The organism is Stieleria tagensis, from assembly GCF_024129865.1.
Lineage (GTDB): Bacteria > Planctomycetota > Planctomycetia > Pirellulales > Pirellulaceae > Stieleria > Stieleria tagensis.
The window spans coordinates 12,680-35,334 of record NZ_JAMYFE010000124.1; the positions used below are offsets into that span (position 1 = coordinate 12,680).

The following is a 22,655-nucleotide window of genomic DNA, read 5'->3' on the forward strand; positions in this document are numbered from 1 at the left end:
TCTGCGTCTAGCGGATGGTTCGTCCGTCGCCTTCTGCAAAACGAAGCGTTCCAGAATCTTCGGTCGGATCCGTTGGCGGTTTCGGGAGCGAATCGTCTGACGGGATACTTTGCTGGTCGATTGCGGCAATCCATTTTTGCGGATCGTTGCCATAATCTTTACCCATCACGCCGCGCAAACTGTTCATCGCCAAATCGATCGTCGCCGGATCTTGTTCGTCCAACACCAAACGCAGCGAGTCGACCGGGATTGTCCCTTTATGTTTTCCCAGCGCTGAAATCGCAGCATTCTTGACGTCCAGTTCGGTCGTGGTACCCAATGTCGACGCCAACATTTGTGCGGCTTCGGGTTCGCGACGTTTCCCCAACGCTCGACACGCTTCCATCTGGACCTTTAGATTCTCATCGTCCAGCCCTTGTTCGACCAACTCCATCGAACCCGGGGCCTTGCACTTTCCGGCCGCTACCACGGCCAGTCGCCTCATTTCAGCACTGGGATCATTGTCCATGATCCGCTGCAGATGGTTGGTCCAGAACAATTGCTGTTTCGCCGGCATCGAACCAATTTGGTCCGCCAATGACATCAATTCCTCACGCCGCTGATGGTCAGTGACTCCCAGCGCACGGTCATTCTTCCATTCCTTCATCACGAAGTACGGATTGACCTTTTTCATTGCATACAAAGGTCCATCGTGACAACCGCCGGCTGAAACGAACAGCGACAGAGCGACGATTCCCTTGGCAAACGCCGGGATTTGGCGGCGGCCAAAATGATTCGGTCGATGGTCGGTGGTGGATTCGTGGAACATTCAGCTTTATCGCGATGGTTTGAACGGAGCGCGCGTCGATTGGACTGCGGGACGTCTTACCAGGGGAGATAACAAAGTGAACGTGCGGCAGCCAAGACCATTTGCCGGTTCATTCAGCGTGCACGCGAACCAATTCCTTGGGTGACTGTCGCAGCATGCGATAGGGCCACAGGGTTGTGTCGACTAGAAATTTGGCCGCTGAACGGCCGTTGGTCCACCAACCGGTCGGCAAACAGCCATCGGATTGACCACACCGCTCCAACGCGGCATCTTCAAAATACAGCCGCTGGCGAGTGTATGTCGTGGATTCGCCAGGCGTGTGGATATCGTAGACGGGCCCGGCGGTGATCAATCGGGTGCCAACGTCGGTGGTCGCACGATCCCGTGCAATTCCGGTATGAATCGACAGGCTCGGCGGCTCGGTCTGTGAATACGCCACATCGGACAATTTGATCTCTGACATCGGTTTTCGCAGCAGCGAGAGCTGCTCCGACGTCGCGTCGCGTCGCGTTTGCTCCCCTGCCGCATCGGATTCCACCAATCCTGATTCCTCGACCGATTGTTGGATTTGCCCATCCAACTGGCTGGCAATCAGAAACGGCGCAATACCAGCACCGTTCGATCCAGCGCCGTTAGCTGGCCTTAACGGAACCCCAGAATCCTGAGCGACCGCCCACGGTGCAACACAGAAGCAGCTCAGCAGTGTTAAATGCAGGTATTTCATCGCCAAAATTGTGATGGGGTGTCGCGGCGCTCGGCTGAGCGAGATCGGCACGGTGTTCTGGGGAGGACAGCTGCCCGCGGCGCCGACCGAGCCAAACCACCCCTATGGCGAGGGCAATCTAGCCCTGGCGTCTGCGGCGATTCGCTGACGTCTCTTCCTATTTTTCGGCTATCAATGGTGGGGATGCCACTAAAATAGGCCTGATCCAAAACCTTTCCGTTTTTTGGCGCCTGATCGCTTCGAAGAATACCTGGTGAAATCGTCTCCCACCCCCACACAGAAATCGACTCAGCGCGATCCAGTCTCGCGTCATGCCGCTGCGCAGTTGCCTATGGCAGCCAGCGCGGCAACCCGCTGCGTCCAGAACTGGGTTTCCCAGCGATTGGGAAAATGGTTGGCGTCACTGCCGGCACAATCGGCACCGGCGCAGCCGCAGTTCTTTCGCCCACGGCTAAAGACACTCGAGCCCCGGATTGTGCTCAATGCCACCGCCGAACTGACAGCCGCCGGCGGCCTGCTGGTACTTGGTGATGCGGCGGACGATTTTGTCCAGTTCGACGTGGTCGACAGTGGAAATTCGATTCAGTTGCGTGATGCCCTAGGGAACATCATCCCGATCGCAGGTTACAGCGGGGGTGCTACCGGCAGTGAAACCGATCCGCTTGCCATCACTGACATCACCAACGGTGCCGTAGAAATCAATTTGGGCGGCGGCGACGATCTGTTGCAGATTGAAATCCCCGACGCGATTCAGTTGAGTGTGGTTGATGGTGCCGGTGATGATCGCACTGAAATCAGTGTCCTGCCCGCCAGCAATCCCTCGCCGGCAACCAGCCTGGACATTGCGTCAGACACCATCGATCTCACCCCTAGCGGACCAACGATCCAATTTGCCGACCGCAACGTTCGACTGGCCGGCGATGTCCTTGTCGGCGATAGCGGATTTGCGACGCGTATGGATGTTGGCATCGGTCAATTCCAAATCGACGGCACCCTGACGCTCGGCGGAACCGTACGTGTGACGGGCACCAGCGGCAGCATCGACTGGACCGCCGCCACGGTCAGTGCTGATGTAGACCAAGCCGATTTGATTCTCGATTTCGATGGCAGCCCTGGTTCATCGATCCAACTGGGAACCGTGGACGATTCCGCTGGCCACTTGCTAAATCAATTGCGAGTTTCCGCAGCGGCCGACGTGTCCCTGCTAGGGGATGTCGACTTGAATTCCCAATTGACAATCGATGCGCAACAATCGCTGTTGCTCTCGGGCGATCTTTCCGCTGGCTCCGCCCAATTGTCCGCCGACCAGATCGATCTGACTGGAACGCTGCAAACCACTTCCGGATCTGCGGTCCTGGTCGCCACCAGCCAACTTTCAATCGAAGCCGATATCGACACCACACTTGCCGGCACCACGGGCAACATTTCACTCGGTGGCGGATCGATTCAATTTGCCGATGTGTCGCTACATACCGACGATGGGAACGTCTTCATCAATGGCCCTTCGCAGATCGATGGCAACCTGCAAATCACCGCGTCAGATGTCACCTTTCAAGGCAACGTGGTGTCCGCTTCATCGGCGTCTGGCCAGTTGACGATTGATGCGACCGGCGGATCGGGTGGTGGCAGTGTGTTGCTAAATGGTGCTGTTGGCGGGTCGGCCGTGGGCGATGCCAACGATTTGCAATCGCTGCAGATCGCTGCGGATCAAATCACGGTCAACGACATTGGCACCAGCGGGGTCGTCGCCTTGACCGCGCCCGATACCCAACTGCTCGGTTCAACTGTTCGCGCCGGATCGATTGATCTAATGGGCGACCTGACATTCCATCGTTCAATCACATCGGTCATCGCAGCCGACGACTTGGTCATCAGTGGTTCGGTGCAAACGACAGCCACCACCAACGATCTGTCATTGGTCGCCGGCAACGCGATCGGATTGGATGGCGACCTATTCAATGGCAACAAACTTTCGATCACCGCAGGATCGACGTTGAGCGCCGCCGGAAATCTGGTGGGTTGGAATCAGATTGCATTGGACGCCAACGACGGCATTGCATTTGACGGTGCCCAGATCTCGGCCACTAACCGCATCGACATCGCCGCAGCGATTCAGTTTGTTTCGAGCACCGCGGTGGCTGCTGCAGAATTGCGACTCGATTCGTCACTCGAGGTGGCCACTGGCCAGACCGTTAGGGTCAGCGCGGCACTGGTTGACTCGATTGGCCAATCAACGATCACGAAACAAGGCAGCGGCGAACTGGCGTTGCTCGGCGATAGCGCTCTCTCGACGGATCTAATGGTTGCCGACGGCACCCTGCGTGTCGACGCACGACTAGGCGCTGCTGCGGATGTCACCGTTGAACAGTCGGCGATTTTAACGGGCGCCGGAGAAATCGCCGGCGCGGTCACACTGCGTGGCGGAATCCTTGCACCGCGTGACGATGCCGCATCCAGCGATACCGCGCAGCTGACGGTCGGCTCGTTGCAATTCGATTCCAACTCCATCTTCTCAGTCGATGTCGATGGATCCATCGTCGGCCAGAACCTGGACTCGGTCGCCGTGGCTGCCGCACCGATCGATCTGGGATCGGCATTATTACAACTGGACATTGCCACCCCGCTGGCTGCCGACACGGAATTATTGATCGTTCAAAACGATTCCGCCAACAGCATCACAGGGCGGTTCACCATCGATGTCGATGCCAACGGACAAGCGCTGGCCACACCGCGCGTGTTGGAAGAAGGCGCTTTGGTGCTCGCGCGGTTTGGTCCTGGTGGTGCCGCCGTCCCGGCCTACATCACCTACTTCGGCGGCGACGGCAACGACGTCACCATCGTGACCGCAGGCGATCATGTGCAATCGGTAGGCAACGTCACGATTCTGACACGAGTGGGTCAAAACCTGCATCTCCAGGACGGTGCCAGCTACGCTGCTGCTCAAGCCGATGTCCCCACCATCCGACCGATCGCCGGCTTGAACGGCAATCAAGTTCAACTCAGCGCGATCGCTCCGCAGGCTCAGTTGTATGTCGACATCAACGGATTTGTCGATCTTTCAACAACGCCCTTGCACTTTGATTCCGACATCGTGTTCGACACGGCCAGCGCCGGTGGTGATGCGTCGATCACCTTGCTGGATTCGGACCTGTCCAGCCACGATGCCCCTGATGCATTCCAACTGGACTATCAAGACGCCCAAACCCTGCAACTACGTTTCGATCATGCCACATCGGGCGCACCGGCCTACGATGTGATCGGCAACGGCATCAGCCGTCTCGACCTGGACCTGCCCTCGGAATCGCTAACCGCAAACCTTTCGCCACTTGATGACCAACTGATCGCAACCGCGGACTCCAGCGTCTCGCATTCAAACTGGCAATTGACCACCGGGTCCCTTTCGAGCCAGTTGCGATTCCAACACCCGACGGACACGCTGTGGATCAACGCCCAATCCGGCGACGACCAACTCACGTTTGATTCGCTCGGAACAGATTTCCAAGCGGTCCCCACGATCCATGGTGGTGACGGCACGGATTCCATCACGTGGAATGCGAACGTCGCGGTCGGACAATCGACCGTATCACGTGATCTGACGTTTGACGCCGAACAGATTTTGATCACCGGCGATATCCGGCTGATCGGTGCGGGGGATCTCGTGATCAACGCGGTCGATCAACTGCGAATCGAATCGACCTTAGACGCGACCAGTGGGCGGATCAACATTGATTCCAATGCACCACTCAGTGATCTGTCGTTGGGTGATCTTCGCAGCGATGCAGTGAGTCAATCGATCACGCTGCGCGGCGGTGATTTCTTGCTGGGCAACATTCTGGCCGCCGACGGTGAATTGAGACTCGCGGCGGCAAACCCCGCAGATTTCATCGGTTCGGTTAGCCAGGCTGCGGGCACTGCGATCATCACCGCTGACGTGATTGCCAATTCCAGTGGATCCCTACAATTGGATTCCACTCTGAACACCATTGATCGTGTGAATTTGACCGCCGATCAATTCGTGACGGTACTGGATTCCAGCGTTGATCTAACAACAACCATCGCCGCCGGCGGATCCATCCGGGTGCAAGTCGCCGGAGACCTATTGTTGCAAACCATCCAGTCAACCAACGGTGATGTGACCCTGACCTCGTCTGAAAACCAAGTGGCCCTGGCATCAACAACCTTGCCACATGTTTCGGGCAACACACTGGATTTCATCGCCGGCGTCGCCTTTCCCGGCCAATCGATCTCGGCCGGCCAGATCGCTCAAATTGGATCCGCGGCGGCACCGATCCTGGTAGCGGTACAACAGCAATTGTCCGCAACCACCAGTGGCACCAGCGGGTCTATCTACATCGACTCGGCGGGTCGTCTACCGATCGGACAAATCGATGCGGGGCGGAGCAAGATTAAACTCCAAGCCGAATCGATCGTCGATTCCGCAATTTCGACCGACGTCGATTTGATTGCGGAGCAAATCCAGTTGGACGCCCAATCAGGAATCGGTAGCAGCAATCCGTTGACATTGACGGGCGTCAGCAACATCGTCGCGCGAACAGACATCGGCGCGATCGATTTAAACATTTTGGCCGACCGCGCCGTGTCACTTGCCGAAGTCACTAGCGGTGGCGGCGACGCGATCCGAATCCAACATTCCGGAAATGATCGACTTGCGATCGGACAGATTGCCAACCAAGACGGCGATGTTTCCGTCATCACCCAGTCCGCTTCGATTGACGTCAATGCGAATACCGGCGACACGATCTTTGTCGGTGGCGATGGCGACCTGGTGTTGCAGACCGATTCGGGCAACGCGGACATCATCGTCCGTGGCACAGTGACCAGCCGCGGCGGCGACGTCGATGTACTCGCCCAACGAAACATCGTGTTCGCTTCCACCGGGCAGCTAAACTCCGACCAGGGCGACGTCACACTGGGCGCCGGTCGACAAACCGCATTGACCAGTAGCGTCATCGACCTACAGGACGGGTCCGCAATCGACGTGGGCGCCGGCACAGCCAACCTACAAACCCAGGGCGACGTCTTTGTTTCCAACATCGAATCAACCCATACCGGTGATGCAATCACAATCCAGTCGTCTTTCGGCGGACTGATTGATTCCGGTGACAATGCGATCGATTTGGTAGCCGACTTCGGCACCGTCATTCTTCAAACCGCCACTGGCATCGGCGACGGCAACGCGATCGAAACCCAACTGGACCGGTTGGTGGCAGGTGTGAGAGAGTCCGGGGCGATCGAGTTGATCGAATCCACTGCCATTGAATTGGTCGATGTGTCGACCGCCGATGGCCGGATCAGTCTGCTGTCGACCGGCACCATCACCGCAGCAAACGTGCGTAGCGAAAATGCCAGCTCTGGCGACGGTGTCGACCACCGCGACATCCGACTGGAAACCACCGCTTCCAATGCGGATATCTTGGTCGACCAGATTCATGCCGAAAACGTTACAGACGTCATCCTGGTCGCCGCTGATGACGTGCTGCAAACCGGCAGCGGATCACGTTTAATCGCCGACGACTTGAATCTCTTGGTGTTGAACCAGACCGCTGACCAATCCGATGCGGTGCGTCTGACTACCAATATCAACGATTTAGAATTGGCGGTGACGGGCGGAAATCGCGGCGACGTCCAAATCAACGAACTCGATTCCATCCGCTTGGCGGCTTCGGATCGCAATGATGATACCGAAGTCGTTTCCAGTTCCAACGGTGAACTACGTATCAATGCGGCGCAGTCCATCAGTGTGGCCGACGCAATGATGGTCGATGACTTGGACTCATTGCGTGGTGATGTGGAATTGATCGCTGGCGGACTCAATGGGCGAATTGCACTGATTGCGGGAGAGTCGATCACATTGGGCGATGCCGTGCAATTGCAGGCGGAACAATCCGAGATTGCTGCGGTTCGCATTGAATCGCCACAGGTCGTCCTGGGGGCCGATTTCCAAATCGAAACCGGCGCCGGCGTCGCAGTTGCCCGCCAATTTGCCATGCGTCCCGATCTGGGACTGACTGACACGGCCTTCTACGATGCCACCACGGTCAGCACCAGCGGGTTGCTTCAGTCCGGATCAAATGGGGCGTCGGGTGTGTTGACGGTCCAGATTGGCAACGATGGAGAACGTGGGCTGAGCATCAATCTGGACTGGGGCGCGCAATCCAATCGTTTTCAACAAATCGATGGCTTGAGTGGCGATGCCGATCCCTTACAAGTCCAACACTTGTATACCGAACAGGACATTTTGACGTCACGTTTAAATGGTCGCAGTTCGGCAACCGATCCGCTGGAAGTCCGATTCGCGGTCCGGCATCACGAATCGATTCTGGTTGTCGGCGACACCATCCAGCAAGACAGCAGTCCGACCGAGTCGGTGGCCGGCCGATTGCTCTCGTCGACCGACAATCCGCTGACACAGCAGGGGCCGAGTGTACCGATCCTGGAAAACGGGCAGGCCCGCTTCATTATCCCGGCACTCTCTATCCCCGTCGCCTTCTTCCCCGTCCGTGACGTGATCCCTCAAATCGAGCAGGCTCAGGTGGTCATGGCACCACAACAATCCTTTGTGCTGCTCGGTACCGGTTTCGATTCAATTGAAGCGGTGAGTTCGACAACGACAGGACGGGAAGAATACTACCGCATCCGAATTCTGTCGCCAGATCCTGACGGAGATGATTTGGCAGAACCGATGCAATTGCCTGATGACATTGTGGGTGAAGAGAAACTCACAAAGCTATTTCAAACGTTGCCCGACGGTCGCTATGAAATCCAACATGTCTTGGGTGATGGCAACATCCACTCACTTGTAACGGTCGAGCTACGAGACGGCCAACCACTTTCGGCCGACGACGACTTCGACGGGGGCGCGCTCGAGCTCGAAGAAGTTGACGCCGATGGCAATCCGGTGGAACCCGGTGCAGACCCCATTCCGATGAATCCCGAAGTTAATCAATCGTCTTCGATTAGAATGGATTCCACAGACTCGCCGGTCGCCGAAACAGTCGAACCGGCGCCGCAGCCCCCACCGTTAAGCGTCGCCGGACGATTCCGCGCTCGCCTGTTGCCAGAATCCACCCGTGATCCGATCGCCGGAAGCGAAGGAGCCACAACGCGATGAACCCCGAGCCACCAGACGACCAACCGCAGGAAATCGACGAAACCGTTCACATCGAACCGTCGAACGATGCGACCATCCAAATGCCGACGTCAACCGAACAGACACGTTCGTTTGACGACGATAAACGCGTCGGCGGCCCGACCGCCGACGCGATTGAAAAAACGGTCGACGCCGAGGAATTTGCAAATCAATCGGATTCGGTCGCACCGTTTGGAATCGGCGCCCAACCGGATGACAACAATGACGCGAACGAAAAAACGCTAGCCAATATCGAATCAACCATCGATATGAGCACGATCCAACTGCGCCCGGCAAGTCACCAAACGCAGGCGGATTCGAAAAAGTCAAAGAACCGATCGGTGATGCACAGCGAGGATCTGTCGCAGACGATCAACCCGCGTGAATTGAACAAAGAAGACGCCGAGCTTTGGGACGCATCGGCACTCAACGACAGTAAAGCCAACCGGGGTGAAGTTTCGAAATTGTCGCCGGCGATCGAACGCTCGATCTCGGAATCAAAACTTCAAATCCGTGAACGTGATCTCGCGGCGCCCACACGGCCGCCGGAATCGCCGTCGGACTATCGCATCGTACGGTTGCTCGGCCGCGGCGGGATGGGCAACGTCTATGTCGCCCGCCAAGCCTCGCTCGATCGAATGATCGCGGTCAAAGTCATCCGGCCGCTGTCCAAAGCCAAACGGCAACAACTGAACGAATCCGGTCGACTGAACGAAGTCGAAAATGAACGCCGCCAACAGTTTTTGTCCGAGGCGGTCGTCACCGGTGACTTGGATCACCCCAACATCGTCCCCATCCACGACATCGCCGTCGCAGCGGACAACACGTTGTTCTATGCGATGAAACGCGTCGTCGGTCAACCATGGTTGAAGACGATCGCGGACACGCCGCGGGACCAGAATCTGGAAATCTTGTTAAAGGTGTGTGACGCCATCGCGTTCGCGCACACCCGCGGCGTGGTCCACCGTGACATCAAACCCGAAAACATCATGCTGGGCGACTTCGGTGAAGTCCTGGTGATGGATTGGGGATTGGCGTTGGCCAAGCCCGAGTTTGAAAAGAAGGACTCGATCACATCCACGGTCGGACTCGGTGGCACACCGGCTTTTATGGCGCCCGAGATGGCCACCGGCCCGGTCGACGCCATCGGACCGCATAGCGATATCTACTTGCTCGGTGCCACACTGTTTTACATTGTCACCGGTTACGCCCCGCACAAAGCGGCCAACGTCAGTCAATGCATTCGTGCGGTGACCACCAATACGATCCAATCGGCACCTGAATCCTCGCAGGGGGAATTGTTAGATATCGCAATGCGAGCGATGGCGACCAAGCCGGCCGACCGTTACCCGGATGTCAAATCTTTTCAACAAGCCATCCGCGCCTATCGCTCTCATAGCGAAAGCATCGCCATCGCATCGATCGCCGGCGACAATTACCGTCAAGCGATCAAGTCGGGAAAATATGACTCGTACTCGCGAGCGACGCATGGTTTCGAACAGGCCATCGCGCTATGGAGTGAGAACCAATCTGCGATCGACGCCTTGTCGCGTTGCCGCATCGATTACGCCCAAGCCGCTTACGAAAACAGCGACTTTGATCTCGGTTTGTCGCTGCTGAATCCGGACAACGGCCAACATCTGCCGCTAATCGCGAAACTCAACGAAGGCATGAAGCAGCGCGAACTGCGTGCCAGCCGACTGACTCTGTTTCGCCGTGTCGCCGCAGCCAGTTTGATGTTCATTCTCCTAGGCGGTAGCGCGGCGTTGCTGGTGATTAACTCGAAACGAAATGAAGCTGACGAGCAACGCCAGAAGGCGGTAGAACAAACGTTATTCGCTGAACAACAAAAAGAAATTGCCGATAAACAAACCTTGGTCGCGATTAATGAAAAGGATCAAGCGACAGAAGCAAAACAAATCGCTCAAAATGAACGAGACGAGGCTAAACGCCAAAAAAAGCGTGCGGACGAACAACGAGAACTTGCAGTAAAAGCTCAGAGGGATGCTGAGTTGGCCAGGGACCAAGAAAAAGAAGCGACCAAAGAAGCGGTGGCTGCAACGGCACAAGCAGTCGAGCAACGAAAATTGGCAGAGGCAAGTGAAAAACGCGCCCAACACTCCCAGGCTCTTGCCGAATATGAATCTTATTTGTCTCAAGTCGGGCTGGCTAAGGCGCGGATCGACGGCAATGAATTTGATGATGCCCGCAGGATCCTAGCCACGTTGCGTGACAAAACGCCGGACCAGTCGCCGGCTTGGGAGTGGCGTTGGTTGTGGGAACAGGCCAACCAGTCGCAGTCGACGATTCAATTGGGTGGATCGGTTGCCGATCTGGCGACCGACGCCGACCAATCCTACGTGATCGCAATCGGCACCGAAGGCACCATCCATCGCGCCGATTTAGTCCAAGGTCGATTCATCGATTCGACCGCGGTTTGGAGCCGATCCGATGATGCGACTTGCGTGGCAATACGCGGCAGTGATTCGTTGCTGGCGGTCGGAAACCGACTGGGCGACGTCCTGATAATGGATGTGGCAACCGGTGAGATCGCAGGCAAACTGTCGGGCCATGATTCCGCCGTGACGGACATCGCATTTCTAGACGACGGGCGTTTACTGACCAGTTCAACCGACCGATCTGTGATGTTATGGAACCCTGATCTGGGCAAGGCGTTGGACCGTGCCTGGCACATCGCAGCGGTCGTCAAATTGGCTGCCTCCGATGATTCTGCGGCGGGGACCACTGTGCTGGCGGGCGTCAGCGATGCCAAAAGTGGGCGTGTCGTCGGTTGGCAACTCATCGGCGATCAATTGCAACAACGTGGCGAATTTTCGATGCACGATCACCCTGTCGCATCGGTCGCGATCTCCGCCGACGGACAACTCGCCGCTTCCGGTGACACTCGCGGACAGGTTTACCTGTGGCGACCGGCCGATTTGCAGCAGATCGATTTCGAGAAATCGATCGAACAAGCGATTGCCGGATTGGAAACAGACTCAGACGATCCCAATCGTCAACAGTTAGTCAACGCCACTCCCCGCCCCCAGCCGAATGTGTCTGGATGGCGAGCCCACCGCGATGCGGTGTCATCAATCGTGTTCGATCCGATCAGTGGCACCCTACTGACCGCTTCGGACGATTACACCATCCGTGTCTGGAACACCAGCGACCGATCTTTGAAACAAACCTTGCGTGGTCACGGCGGGTGGGTCAAATCGATCGAGTTGGGATCGGTGCAAACCGCAGACAATCCGCCCTTGGTGATCTCCGCGTCGATCGACGGAACGCTGCGAACCTGGGATCGATCGCGAATGCCAGCCAATGCCAATGCGTCCGATGTTGATGCCCCAGCCGAAGCCTCCCAGCCGTACCGATTGACCGCACGCACAGACGCCGAACTAGACGACGAGACCGAGAATCAATCAACGCCACGAGAAACGCGGGCACACACGGACGAAATTTTGTCCGCTCGGTTCAACCGAAATGGCAAACAAGTGATCTCCGCCAGTCGCGATCACACCGCCCGGATTTTGGGTGTCGATCGCAATTCAATGTCGTTCCGCGAAATCGCACGGATCAAAACCAACGACCAGCAGTCAGGCCAGTTAAACGAAGGGACTGAATTTTTGGCGATGTCGGCTCAGATCGACGCCCAAGGAAAACGATTGTTCGTCGGCAGCGCGGATTCGAACATTCGAATTTGGGATATCGAAACGGGCACGCAACTGGGCATGCTCACTGGTACCGGTCTAAACAGTACGTTCGCGCTCTCGACCGATGGCCGTCGCTTGCTGTCCGGATCAAGCGGCAAGGACGCGAAAGCCATCTTGTGGGACGTCGATCGCCTGGCGGCGCCCCGCGTGTTGTATCGCCTGGCCGAACACGACCAAGCAGTCACCAGTTTTGCGCTCTCGAGCGATGGATCGGTTCTTGCGACGGGCGATCGCAATGGACGCTGCTTGATTTGGGATGGCAATACCGGCAAACCGATCGGCAAACCAATCGATCTGTTCCAAGGTTTTCGAATTAACGAATTGGCATTCTCACCCGATGCCCAATCGTTGTGGGTTGCCAGCGATAGCGGTCAACTATCCGAGTTCAACTTGACGACCCGCAAAGTCGGTCGTCAGCTACCACACGAAGGTTTTGTCATCGGGTTTTCATTATCGCCCCAAGGTGACCAAGCCGTCACGGTGTCTCAGCTGACCGACGCAAAATCGTCGCTCAGCCAGGCGACGCTGTGGGATTTGAACAGTCAAAAGAGCCGCGAGCTCGCGTCGGTCACGGCCCCGTTGACCGAGGGCCGTCAAACACAACAAAACGCAGCGCGAATCAATTCAGCTCGCTTCGGCAGTCGTGGCACGGAAATCGTCGTCTGTCAGCAAAACAAGAGTGGTCGCACCGGACAGGTCGCCATCTTCAATTTGACCACGCAGCTAACCAGAACGTTCAAATTGCCACAGGAGATCGGCGCCCCTGAAACCGGTATGCTGTCGGGATTGAACCAACTGTTTACGCTCAACGGCGCCGCTGCCTTTCGCTGGGATATCCAGCGGAGAATCCATGATAAAAGCTACCGCGCCCACGCAGCCGTCACCGCAGCCAGCTTTTCGCCGGACAGCAAGATCGCGGCCACGGCCAGTCGCAGCGTCCGATTCTGGGATGCCAAGACCGGCGAAGGGATCGACAAATTGGAAAACCCGCACGGCGGTGCGATCAGCGGTTTAGATTTTTCAGACCAAATGGATGATCGCGGGTACCGATTTGTGACCTGCGGCAATGACGCGGCAGCCAAACTGTGGACTTGGAAAGATCGCAAGAGCGGTTTCCAGCTGGAACGGGAGATGTCGATTCCTGCAGCAAAGGTCACTCATGTCCGTTTCAATCCCGCCGGCGACGCGGTGATGTTGTCGGGCGATGACGGAACGTTGCAAATCCAATCGTTGTCCGCCGGCACTAATCATCGCACGCTGCAACTGCCGCCGAAGTTAACAGTGACCTGCGCCGCGTTTTCCCGCGGCGGAAAATACTTGGCGGTCGGTGCCAGCGACAAGTCGGCCTTCCTGTTCGATTTGGAAGCGTCGCCCAACACTCCCCTCTGTCGTTTCCAAGGTCACGCTGACCAGATCGAATCAATCTGTGTGTTGGTCGACTCCACAGATAACCTGCGTGTCTTGACCGCGTCACGCGACAAGTCGGCGCGCGTGTGGGACCCAAGACTGGAGTTACGACAGGCCGAATCAGGCGAAGACGTCGAATCCCAGGACTCGGGTGATGCCCCCCCTGCCGATCGTAGCGAGCCGGTCGTTTCGATCATTGACGGGCGCGAATTGCTGGCCTTGCACCGCCACACGCAAGGCGTGACAGCGATCGACTGCACCGACGATGGAAATTTGGTGATGACCGCCGCACGCGACGGACGCATCCTGTTGTGGCCCGCACCGGCGCAGTAGCGCTCGTCGCGAATCATCGGTTGCGGATGATCGGCCGTCCTGTCCCCGTCGCCACGGCGGCGTGATACAACAGGGACTATGAATACACACGACGCTTCCGCCACGGCTTTCACACCTGTCGACCCTGACCTGGATCGTGACACTCTTGCAACGGAATACTTTTCGCTGTTGCCCTATGAACCCTATCCGGTTCAAGAAGAAGCGATGTTGGCCTATTTCGCCGGCGATCCCGATCGAGGCGATCAAGGCGTTTTGATTTGCGCGCCGACCGGAACCGGCAAAACCATGATCGCCGAAGCCGCGGTCTATGAAGCGCTGCGGACCGGTCGCAAGATGTACTACACCACACCGTTGATCGCATTGACCGACCAGAAATTGGACGAACTGCGCGAGAGCGCCGTGCGTTGGGGATTTCCTGCGGACAGTGTGGGATTGGTCACGGGCAACCGGCGCGTCAACGGTGATGCCCCGGTGTTGGTCGTCGTCGCCGAGATCCTGCTCAATCGGTTGCTGAACCCTGATTCATTTGACTTCAAAAATGTGACCTCTGTCGTGATGGACGAATTCCATTCGTTCAACGATCCCGAGCGGGGAATTGTATGGGAATTGACGCTGGGGTTATTGCCTGCGCACATTCGCACGATGTTGTTGAGCGCCACGGTGGGCAACTCGTTGCAATTTACATCCTGGTTGTCGCGAGCTCACAACCGGCGTTTGCAATTGGTCACCGGTGACGAGCGAAAGGTGCCGCTGCAGTATGAATGGATCGGCGATGAAATCCTAAACGACTTTGCCGAAAAAATTGCCAAGGGCGATGACGAACTTCGTCGCACCCCGTCGCTGGTCTTTTGTTTCAGCCGTTCACAGTGCTGGACGGTTGCCGAAATGCTCAAGGGCAAAAGCCTGATCGACAAAGAACGTCAAGCGGAATTGGCGGATTATTTGAACGCTGCGGACATGCAGGCCGGTGCCGGGCCCAAACTGAAACAGATTCTGATGCGCGGCGTGGGCGTTCACCACGCCGGTGTGATGCCTCGCTATCGGCGAATGGTCGAAGAACTGTTCCAACGTAAACTGTTGGCGATGTGTGTCTGCACCGAAACACTGGCGGCAGGAATCAATCTGCCGGCGCGCAGTGTGATCCTGCCCAGTCTGATGAAGGGCCCCAAAGACAAACGCACCTTGATCGAAACGGCGTCGGCACAACAAATTTTTGGGCGTGCCGGACGTCCACAATTTGACGACCGCGGTTTCGTCTATGCGCTCGCCCACGAAGACGATGTGAAGTTAAACAAATGGCGTGAAAAATACGATTCGATTCCCGAGGACACCAAAGATCCGGGGCTGATGAAGGCCAAGAAGCAGCTGAAAAAGAAAATGCCCAAACGCCGCGCCGGCGAAACCTACTGGACCGAACAACAATTTCTGCAATTGCAAGAAGCCGATGCCGCCGACCTGTCGAGTCGCGGAAACCTGCCATGGAGATTGTTGGCCTACATGCTCGGTAAATCATCCACCGTGCAACCGCTGCGAGACTTGGTCGGCAAACGACTGCTGACGCCAAAAAAGATCGAACAAGCACAGCGAGAACTCAATCGCATGTTGATCACCCTGTGGCAGGCCGGCTACGTCACGTTGGATCCCAAACCGACTGCTGTTAGCAAAGGTGCTGCGGCATTGCCGTCGCCCGCCAAACCAAAACCGGGGAAACCGATGGAGCCAGAAGCGGCATCAACCGGCGGACTGTTCGGTGAAATTTTGGACCAAATGCGGGGTGACAATACTGTCGAACAGTCGGCCGAAGTGGAGACGGAATCCGCCAGTGAGGGCGACGCCCCGCGCGTCCAGAACTATGAACTGGACGAATACCGCCCGCAGACCGCCACGCCGACCGAGCGACTTGATCGACTGGTTCACCTGCGCAGCATCAATCCGTTGTTTGGTGTCTACATGGCCGACTTGTTGGCGACTGCGGATCCAGAAGAACGCATCGCAACTTTCGAAAGTGTGTTGGAGGTTCCCGGCACCGTGGCCCGATTCACTCGCATGCCACGACTGGAGGACATGCCCGCCGGGACGCTGGCAACCACTCGATTGGATCCGCAACTTCTGCAACTCGGGTTGGCAACGCCAGAAGAACTGGGGGCAAAATCCGAGACCGAAGAGGAAGAAGTGCAAGACCGCGGATTTGGTCGCGTGATGTTCGATGAACCGCGTGTCTGGCCGCTAACGATCGGCGAGAAAATCCTTCGTCTGTTCCAAAATGACTACCCGCGTGTCGAGGGTGTTCGCGTTCGTCCGGTTTGGATCGTTGGCGATCTGATTCACTACGACGGCGATTTCAATAAGTATGTGACGACCAAGAAACTGCAGAAGGACGAAGGCATTTTGCTGCGTCATTGTTTGCGGATGATTTTGTTCTTGGATGAAATGGCGAACGTCCCGCCGGCCAATACAACGGTTGAAACCTGGGAAGATCCATTGGACGACTTGGCAGATTTCTTGACCGAAACCTGTCGCAAAGCTGATCCACAGACCACCGAAGAAGTTTTGGCACACGACGACGACCCTGCCGATGACTTGGTCGCCACCGCCGGTCGCCGCAATGCGACGGCGTCTTAAATGGACGTCGGTGTGGAAGCCAGCGCCGACGGTCCGTTGATCCACTCGCTCGCAATACGCGCTGGTATTGTTTCTATCTCGAGAGCTTGTTAACGCAAAACTTGAATCCAAGTTGAACCATTGTTTCGTATGGATGTCGTGCGCCACCGATTGTGTGAGGCACGAGATTGATATCCTGCCTGATCCAATGGAAACTGAAAATGAAGATTCAATTGCGTCGCTCTGCAATCTATGCCGTACTTACTTTGATCTGCTGGGGCCTCTGCACTACTGACCATTCCGTCTCAGCCGGTGTGCTGACGATCACGACACCACCTGGTGACGGAGTGTCCGGCAACGGTCAAAGCGAGCGACCGTTTACCAATGCCGGAGATGCCAACGGCAACCGTTATCAACAAGTCTACAGTTCAGACCTTTTCTCCGGCGTTGGTGCGCTACAATCAATCAGCTCGGTCGCCTTTCGTCCAAAGCAAGGCGCGTTTGGAAACATCATCAATGGTTCAGTGACCTTGCGCGGGTTGACGATCAATCTTTCCACGACACCGCGTGACGCGAACACAGACTTTCCGAACGGCATCAGCAGTGATCTCGCCTTGAACGTCGGCGCGGATTCACAAACGGTTTTTTCCGGCGACATCACGCTGACAACCGATCGTCGATTTGGTGACACTGATGTAGAAGACTTCGATTTCTACATCCCGTTCACCCAGTCATTCTTGTATCAACCGGGACAGGGAAACCTTTTGTTGGAAGTCATTGTCGCCGCGCGAAGTGACGCCGTCAGTTCACGCTTTACACAGTTGGACCAATTCACCGATGGCTTTCCCAGCAGGGATGGCACGGCATCCGCCAACGACAGCAACCTGTTGAACGACAACGATCCCTTTGGAACAGTGGGCAGCAATTCCACCACCGGCGCGGTGACCCAGTTTGAAACACAAGCCGTCCCCGAACCTTCCAGTATGGCGATCTTGTTGGGCATCGCATTGACCGGCGGCCTCGCCAGTCGCCGCCGAACGAACCGTAGCTGATCCCGCCGAGGGTTCAGTCGGTCAGAATGCGAGCAGTCTGAACCGTGGCCGGCCCAGCTACGGTTGGGCGTGGAGTCACCGTAGCTGATCCCGCCAAGGGTTCAGTCAGTCAGAATACGAGCAGTCTGAACCGTGGCCGGTCCAGCTACGGTTGCCGGTGGAGTCACCGTAGCTGATCCCGCCAAGAGTTCAGTCGGTCAGAATGCGAGCAGTCTGAACCGTGGCCGGTCCAGCTACGGCTAGGGTTGCCGTCACCGTAGCTGATCCCGCCAAGGGTTCAGTCGGTCAGAATACGAACAGTCTGAACCGTGGCCGGTCCAGCTACGGTTGGGGTTGGCGTCACCGTAGCTGATCCCGCCAAGGGTTCAGTCGGTCAGAATGCGAGCAGTCTGAACCGTGGCCGGTCCAGCTACGGTTGGGCGTGGAGTCACCGTAGCTGATCCCGCCAAGGGTTCAGTCAGTCAGAATACGAGCAGTCTGAACCGTGGCCGGCCCAGCTACGGTTGCCGGTGGAGTCACCGTAGCTGATCCCGCAAGGGTTCAATCAGTCAGAATACAAGCAGTCTGAACCGTGGCCGGCCCAGCTACGGTTGCCGGTGGAGTCACCGTAGCTGATCCCGCCATGGGTTCAGTCGGTCAGAATGCGAGCAGTCTGAACCGTGGCCGGTCCAGCTACGGCTGGGGTTGGAGTCACCGTAGCTGATCCCGCCAAGGGTTCAGTCGGTCAGAATACGAGCACTCTAAACCGTGGCCGGCCCAGCTACGGTTGCCGGTGGAGTCACCGTAGCTGATCCCGCCAGGGTTCAGTCGGTCAGAATACGAACAGTCTGAACCGTGGCCGGTCCAGCTACGGCTGGGCGTGGCGTCACCGTAGCTGATCCCGCCAAGGGTTCAGTCAGTCAGAATGCGAGCAGTCTGAACCGTGGCCGGCCCAGCTACGGTTGCCGGTGGAGTCACCGTAGCTGATCCCGCCAAGGGTTCAGTCGGTCAGAATACGAGCACTCTAAACCGTGGCCGGCCCAGCTACGGTTGGGCGTGGAGTCACCGTAGCTGATCCCGCCAAGGGTTCAGTCGGTCAGAATACGAGCAGTCTGAACCGTGGCCGGCCCAGCTACGGTTGCCGGTGGAGTCACCGTAGCTGATCCCGCCATGGGTTCAGTCGGTCAGAATGCGAGCAGTCTGAACCGTGGCCGGTCCAGCTACGGCTGGGGTTGGAGTCACCGTAGCTGATCCCGCCAAGGGTTCAGTCAGTCAGAATACAAGCAGTCTGAACCGTGGCCGGCCCAGCTACGGTTGGGGTTGGCGTCACCGTCCGTTTTTTCTTGATTTGAGCCGTGCCCCGTTACAGCCCTTGCACGGACATTTTGATGGTGTAAACAGAATCACCCGCGGTGATAAAAAGTTGATCACGCTGCGGCCCGGCAAAGGTCACATTGGCTGTCCATCTCGCTGGCACTTGAATCGTCTCGATCAATTTGCCTTGAGGGTCGAACACGGTGACGCCTTGGCCGCCCGTCAGATAAACGTTGCGCTGCGAATCGATCGTCATTCCATCGCTACCGGAGGAACAAAACAAAGTTCGATTCTCCAGAGAGCCGTCTTCGGCGATTGAATAGCGATAGGTCTTCTTGGCTCCCATATCGGCGACATATAAAACGCGATTGGCGACATCACCGATGATCCCATTGGGCTGTATCAGGTCATCGGCGACTTTGGTCAGCGTTCCCTCGGACGACAATCGATACAGGCCTCGTGGGCTATCCGCTGGAATCTCCTGCGTCCAATAGGCTCGTTTGTAAAGTGGATCGGTGAAATAGATCGCGCCGTCTTGATCCACCCAACAGTCATTGGGTCCGTTCATTCGTTGCTGCGGTGTCGGCGTGACCAGCACACGGTGCGACTTGTCCGCCAGATCAATTCTCCAGAGTTCATTGTTTGCATCGGCACAGGCGATGATCTGGTTCGGCGGCGCAAAAAACAAACCGTTACTGCGACCACAGGGTTTCATCCAGTCACTCAATGTCTGGTCGGCAAAGGAATACTTCACAATTCGATCATTGGGTTGATCCGTAAAATAAACGTCGCCCGATGCATCAGCCGTCGGCCCCTCGGTGAAGGAAAACCCATCTCCAATCTTGATCAACGACTCACCGCTCGCAACCACCGGCGACGAACTTGAAACGGGAGATTGGGCAAACGCCGGCGAATGACCAGTGGCGACAAACAGGTAGATGACAATCAAACCAAACAGGCGTTGATTCATGGGGGAAACTTTCAAAGCGGGGAAAGGGGGCAACCGATGTCAGACAATTTTAGCGACACCGGGATCGCTGCGGTGAGGCCGTTGCCCAGGCACAACTCAACATCAGATTTGAAACAGTTCAAAAGGCGCGCCCTGCGGTCGAAGACTTCCTGCCTAACTCTGTGGAGCGAATCACTTGCGGACCTAGGCATGCATGTCATGAAGTTGCGCGATGATCGCAACCCGACGCGTCAGCGAGGGATTTAGCCGGTTGACGGGACTCTTAGCTGACGCGTCGGGTTACCAAAATCCAATGCCTGACGTGAAAGCGCAACTTCAAAACCCACGCCGCAAAGCAATGAATCTGACGTAACTCCTTCCCTCCGCTGCGTTTCCTGGTTGCAACAACGTCCAAAGAACGCTGCGGTGACAAGAACCAGCCGAAGATCCCCCAACGGGATCTAACGGTGAGGTATTCTTCAAGTCTGGCAGAGTCCGTGCCAATCTATTCCGTCCAATTCCCCCATCCCAACGAAACACCACCATGTTTTTGATCGGATTGATGATGGGCATCATCACCTACAGCTTTTTTCGCTGTGTCGTCGGCGGTTTCTATACCGTCAGCCCCAACGAGCGAGCGGTCGTCACCAGTTTTGGCAAAGCCGAACGACTGGAGAACGTCCCAGTCGACTCCGCTGATAGCCCTTCGACGCCCATGAGCGACGAAGAAATGCATCGCTACGAATACCCTCAGGTCCGAGTGGTTCGGCCCGGCGGCCCCTATTTCAAGATGCCCTGGCAGCAGGTGCACAAGGTCAGTGTTGCAACTCAAGCCGTCGACCTTTCCTGGGACCCGTCCAAGAGCCAAGACACGATCGAGGCGGTCACCAAAGACAATTTGACGACCGGCATCAACGGCCAACTGCGGTATCGAATCAGTGAAAACAATTTGTTCCCCTACTTGTTTGGTGTGGCCAGCCCGCTGGAACATGTGATGGGCTACTTTGTTTCGGTGCTCCGTGAACGAGTCGCAAACTTTGTCGACCCCAAAGGCCAGGGGCTGCTGGTCGATGCCCCCCTCGATAACGCCGACCCCGAACAATCGACATCGGCGGTTGATCTATCCGAAGGAGTTTCGATCAATGACCTGCGGAAAAACCTGCCGTTGTTGAATCAGTACATGGAAGAACAATGCCGATCAACGACCGGTCGTTATGGAATCGAACTGGACGCCGCGTTGATCACCGAAATTGATCCGCCCGCCGAAGTCGATCGCGCCCTCTCAGCAATCAACAGCACCCGCAATCAAGTTGCCGCTGATATCAGCACGGCACGTGCCGACAGCGAACAACAGATCACAATGAGCGCGCGAGCCGTGGAGATCGCGACCAACAATGCCCAAGCCGAAGTGGCACCGCTACGCGAATTGGCACAAACGCTTTCGGACATCAAAAAAGAAGGCGGATCATCGTGCTTGAATGCCTATCTGCGGAACGCCCGAATCCCACTGTATTCGGTCGCCAAACGTGTCGTCCAGACGACCAATTCACCCGCCAGCACTGACGGGAGTGCACTGTAATGAATATTTCCTTTTTACTACTTGGTGCTTCGATGGGATGGCTCGGCGGCGGTTTTGTATTTGGATTGTTGGTGATTCCTATCCTGCTTGGATTCGCTCGATTCTTTGGACTGTATGCCTGTGTGGGCGAGTGCAAATCAAATGTCTTTACGCTGTTCGGCAAAGTCATCGGCACATTGGACGAACCAGGATTACAGATCCCGGTCCTGAAGTTTGGTGGAAAAGCCCTGCTGGTACCATTCTTTGGAAAGTCATACGTTGTTGACACCTCGCTGCGTCAGCACTACCTGCGCAGCCAGATGGTCAACTCCGAAGAAGGCACTCCGATGGGCGTTGGAATTTGGTACGAAATGCGTGTGACCAATCCGGTCTCGTACCTGTTCATCAATGCCAACCCCGAGGGCTCGTTGCAGGCCAACGTCACCAGTTCGACCATTTCCACGTTGAGCAATCTGGAGATGGAGAAAATGCTGGAGGACCGTCACTCACTTAGCCGTACCGTGCGAGAAACCGTTTCGCCGTTGTCGGAAAAGTGGGGCTACACGCTTGGTTCCGTCTACATTCGTAAAGTCGCGTTCACCGACCGGATGATGGTCGACAACATCACAGAGAAAGTGGTGAAACGACTGGTGCAAGTCACCAGCGCGATGAAACAAGATGGCGAAAACCGAGTCGGATTGATCAAAAGTGAAACAGCCTACCGTGTCTCGCAAAAGATGGCCGAAGCATCCGCGTCACGTCCGATGATCGTCGGCAAGGCGTTGAACGAAATCTCGGCGAGTGATCCCGAGATTTTGGAAACCGTGCTGACGGTGATGGAAGTCGACACCCTGCTCGCGTCGAACGCCTCGCTGGACCTGTTGCCCGAATCGAGCAACATTCTGTACCAAGTCGGCGATGGCGGACGCACGATGTAGATGGCCGCCGTGAGGCCGGGCGCCCGGCCAGGCCGGATGTGCCCGGTTTTCATGTAGGCATCGCCGTTGTGCCACCGCACAACGCGTCTTGAAACTTCATCGCTACCTCTATCCAAACTGCCGGTT

General features: G+C 56.6%; 9 protein-coding genes. 6 read left to right on the forward strand and 3 right to left on the reverse strand.

The window, feature by feature from the left end; genetic code table 11:
- Positions 1–7 precede the first annotated feature (7 nt).
- Together NHH03_RS25240 and NHH03_RS25245 are read right to left on the reverse strand one after the other, a co-directional pair.
- On the reverse strand, positions 8–808 hold the full coding sequence (locus NHH03_RS25240; RefSeq protein ID WP_253161007.1) for a HEAT repeat domain-containing protein: 801 nt from the start codon (positions 806–808) through the stop codon (positions 8–10).
- A 109-nt stretch (positions 809–917) separates the two neighbouring features.
- On the reverse strand, positions 918–1,532 hold the full coding sequence (locus NHH03_RS25245; RefSeq protein WP_253161009.1) for a hypothetical protein: 615 nt from the start codon (positions 1,530–1,532) through the stop codon (positions 918–920).
- A gap of 253 nt (positions 1,533–1,785) precedes the next feature.
- Here NHH03_RS25245 and NHH03_RS25250 point away from each other — a divergent pair, with 253 nt between their 5' ends.
- From NHH03_RS25250 to NHH03_RS25265, 4 genes are all read left to right on the forward strand, one after another.
- A complete protein-coding gene (locus NHH03_RS25250) occupies positions 1,786–8,664 on the forward strand; it encodes a beta strand repeat-containing protein (protein ID WP_253161011.1) in 6,879 nt (2,292 codons plus the stop codon).
- The gene (locus NHH03_RS25255; protein ID WP_253161013.1) at positions 8,661–14,138 is read left to right on the forward strand and encodes a protein kinase domain-containing protein; all 5,478 of its coding nucleotides are present in this window, start codon (positions 8,661–8,663) and stop codon (positions 14,136–14,138) included. The genes NHH03_RS25250 and NHH03_RS25255 overlap by 4 nt, the downstream gene beginning before the upstream one ends.
- 78 nt (positions 14,139–14,216) lie before the next feature.
- The gene (locus tag NHH03_RS25260; RefSeq protein WP_253161015.1) at positions 14,217–16,760 is read left to right on the forward strand and encodes a DUF3516 domain-containing protein; all 2,544 of its coding nucleotides are present in this window, start codon (positions 14,217–14,219) and stop codon (positions 16,758–16,760) included.
- Between the two features lie 200 nt (positions 16,761–16,960).
- Positions 16,961–17,791: a PEP-CTERM sorting domain-containing protein gene (locus NHH03_RS25265; RefSeq protein WP_253161017.1), complete on the forward strand. Its 831-nt coding sequence runs from the start codon at positions 16,961–16,963 to the stop codon at positions 17,789–17,791.
- Positions 17,792–19,133: 1,342 nt separating this feature from the next.
- Here the strand turns inward: NHH03_RS25265 and NHH03_RS25270 are convergent.
- Positions 19,134–20,054 carry an SMP-30/gluconolactonase/LRE family protein gene (locus tag NHH03_RS25270; protein ID WP_253161019.1) on the reverse strand — a complete coding sequence of 307 codons (921 nt, stop codon included), beginning with the start codon at positions 20,052–20,054 and terminating at the stop codon, positions 19,134–19,136.
- A gap of 523 nt (positions 20,055–20,577) precedes the next feature.
- On the opposite strand from NHH03_RS25270, the gene NHH03_RS25275 reads away from it, so the two are divergent.
- Positions 20,578–21,612, forward strand: a complete 1,035-nt coding sequence (locus tag NHH03_RS25275) for an SPFH domain-containing protein (protein WP_253161021.1) — start codon at positions 20,578–20,580, stop codon at positions 21,610–21,612.
- Positions 21,612–22,529, forward strand: a complete 918-nt coding sequence (locus NHH03_RS25280; protein ID WP_390895631.1) for an SPFH domain-containing protein — start codon at positions 21,612–21,614, stop codon at positions 22,527–22,529. Before NHH03_RS25275 ends, NHH03_RS25280 begins: the two co-directional genes overlap by 1 nt.
- Positions 22,530–22,655: the final 126 nt, after the last annotated feature.

Excerpts from the sequence above, each read along its gene's own strand:
- NHH03_RS25240 (WP_253161007.1), bottom strand. The coding sequence starts at position 808 with ATGTTCCACGAATCCACCACCGACCATCGACCGAATCATTTTGGCCGC.
- NHH03_RS25245 (WP_253161009.1), bottom strand. The coding sequence starts at position 1,532 with ATGAAATACCTGCATTTAACACTGCTGAGCTGCTTCTGTGTTGCACCG.
- NHH03_RS25255 (WP_253161013.1), top strand. The coding sequence starts at position 8,661 with ATGAACCCCGAGCCACCAGACGACCAACCGCAGGAAATCGACGAAACC.
- NHH03_RS25260 (WP_253161015.1), top strand. The coding sequence starts at position 14,217 with ATGAATACACACGACGCTTCCGCCACGGCTTTCACACCTGTCGACCCT.
- NHH03_RS25265 (WP_253161017.1), top strand. The coding sequence starts at position 16,961 with ATGAAGATTCAATTGCGTCGCTCTGCAATCTATGCCGTACTTACTTTG.
- NHH03_RS25270 (WP_253161019.1), bottom strand. The coding sequence starts at position 20,054 with ATGAATCAACGCCTGTTTGGTTTGATTGTCATCTACCTGTTTGTCGCC.
- NHH03_RS25275 (WP_253161021.1), top strand. The coding sequence starts at position 20,578 with ATGTTTTTGATCGGATTGATGATGGGCATCATCACCTACAGCTTTTTT.
- NHH03_RS25280 (WP_390895631.1), top strand. The coding sequence starts at position 21,612 with ATGAATATTTCCTTTTTACTACTTGGTGCTTCGATGGGATGGCTCGGC.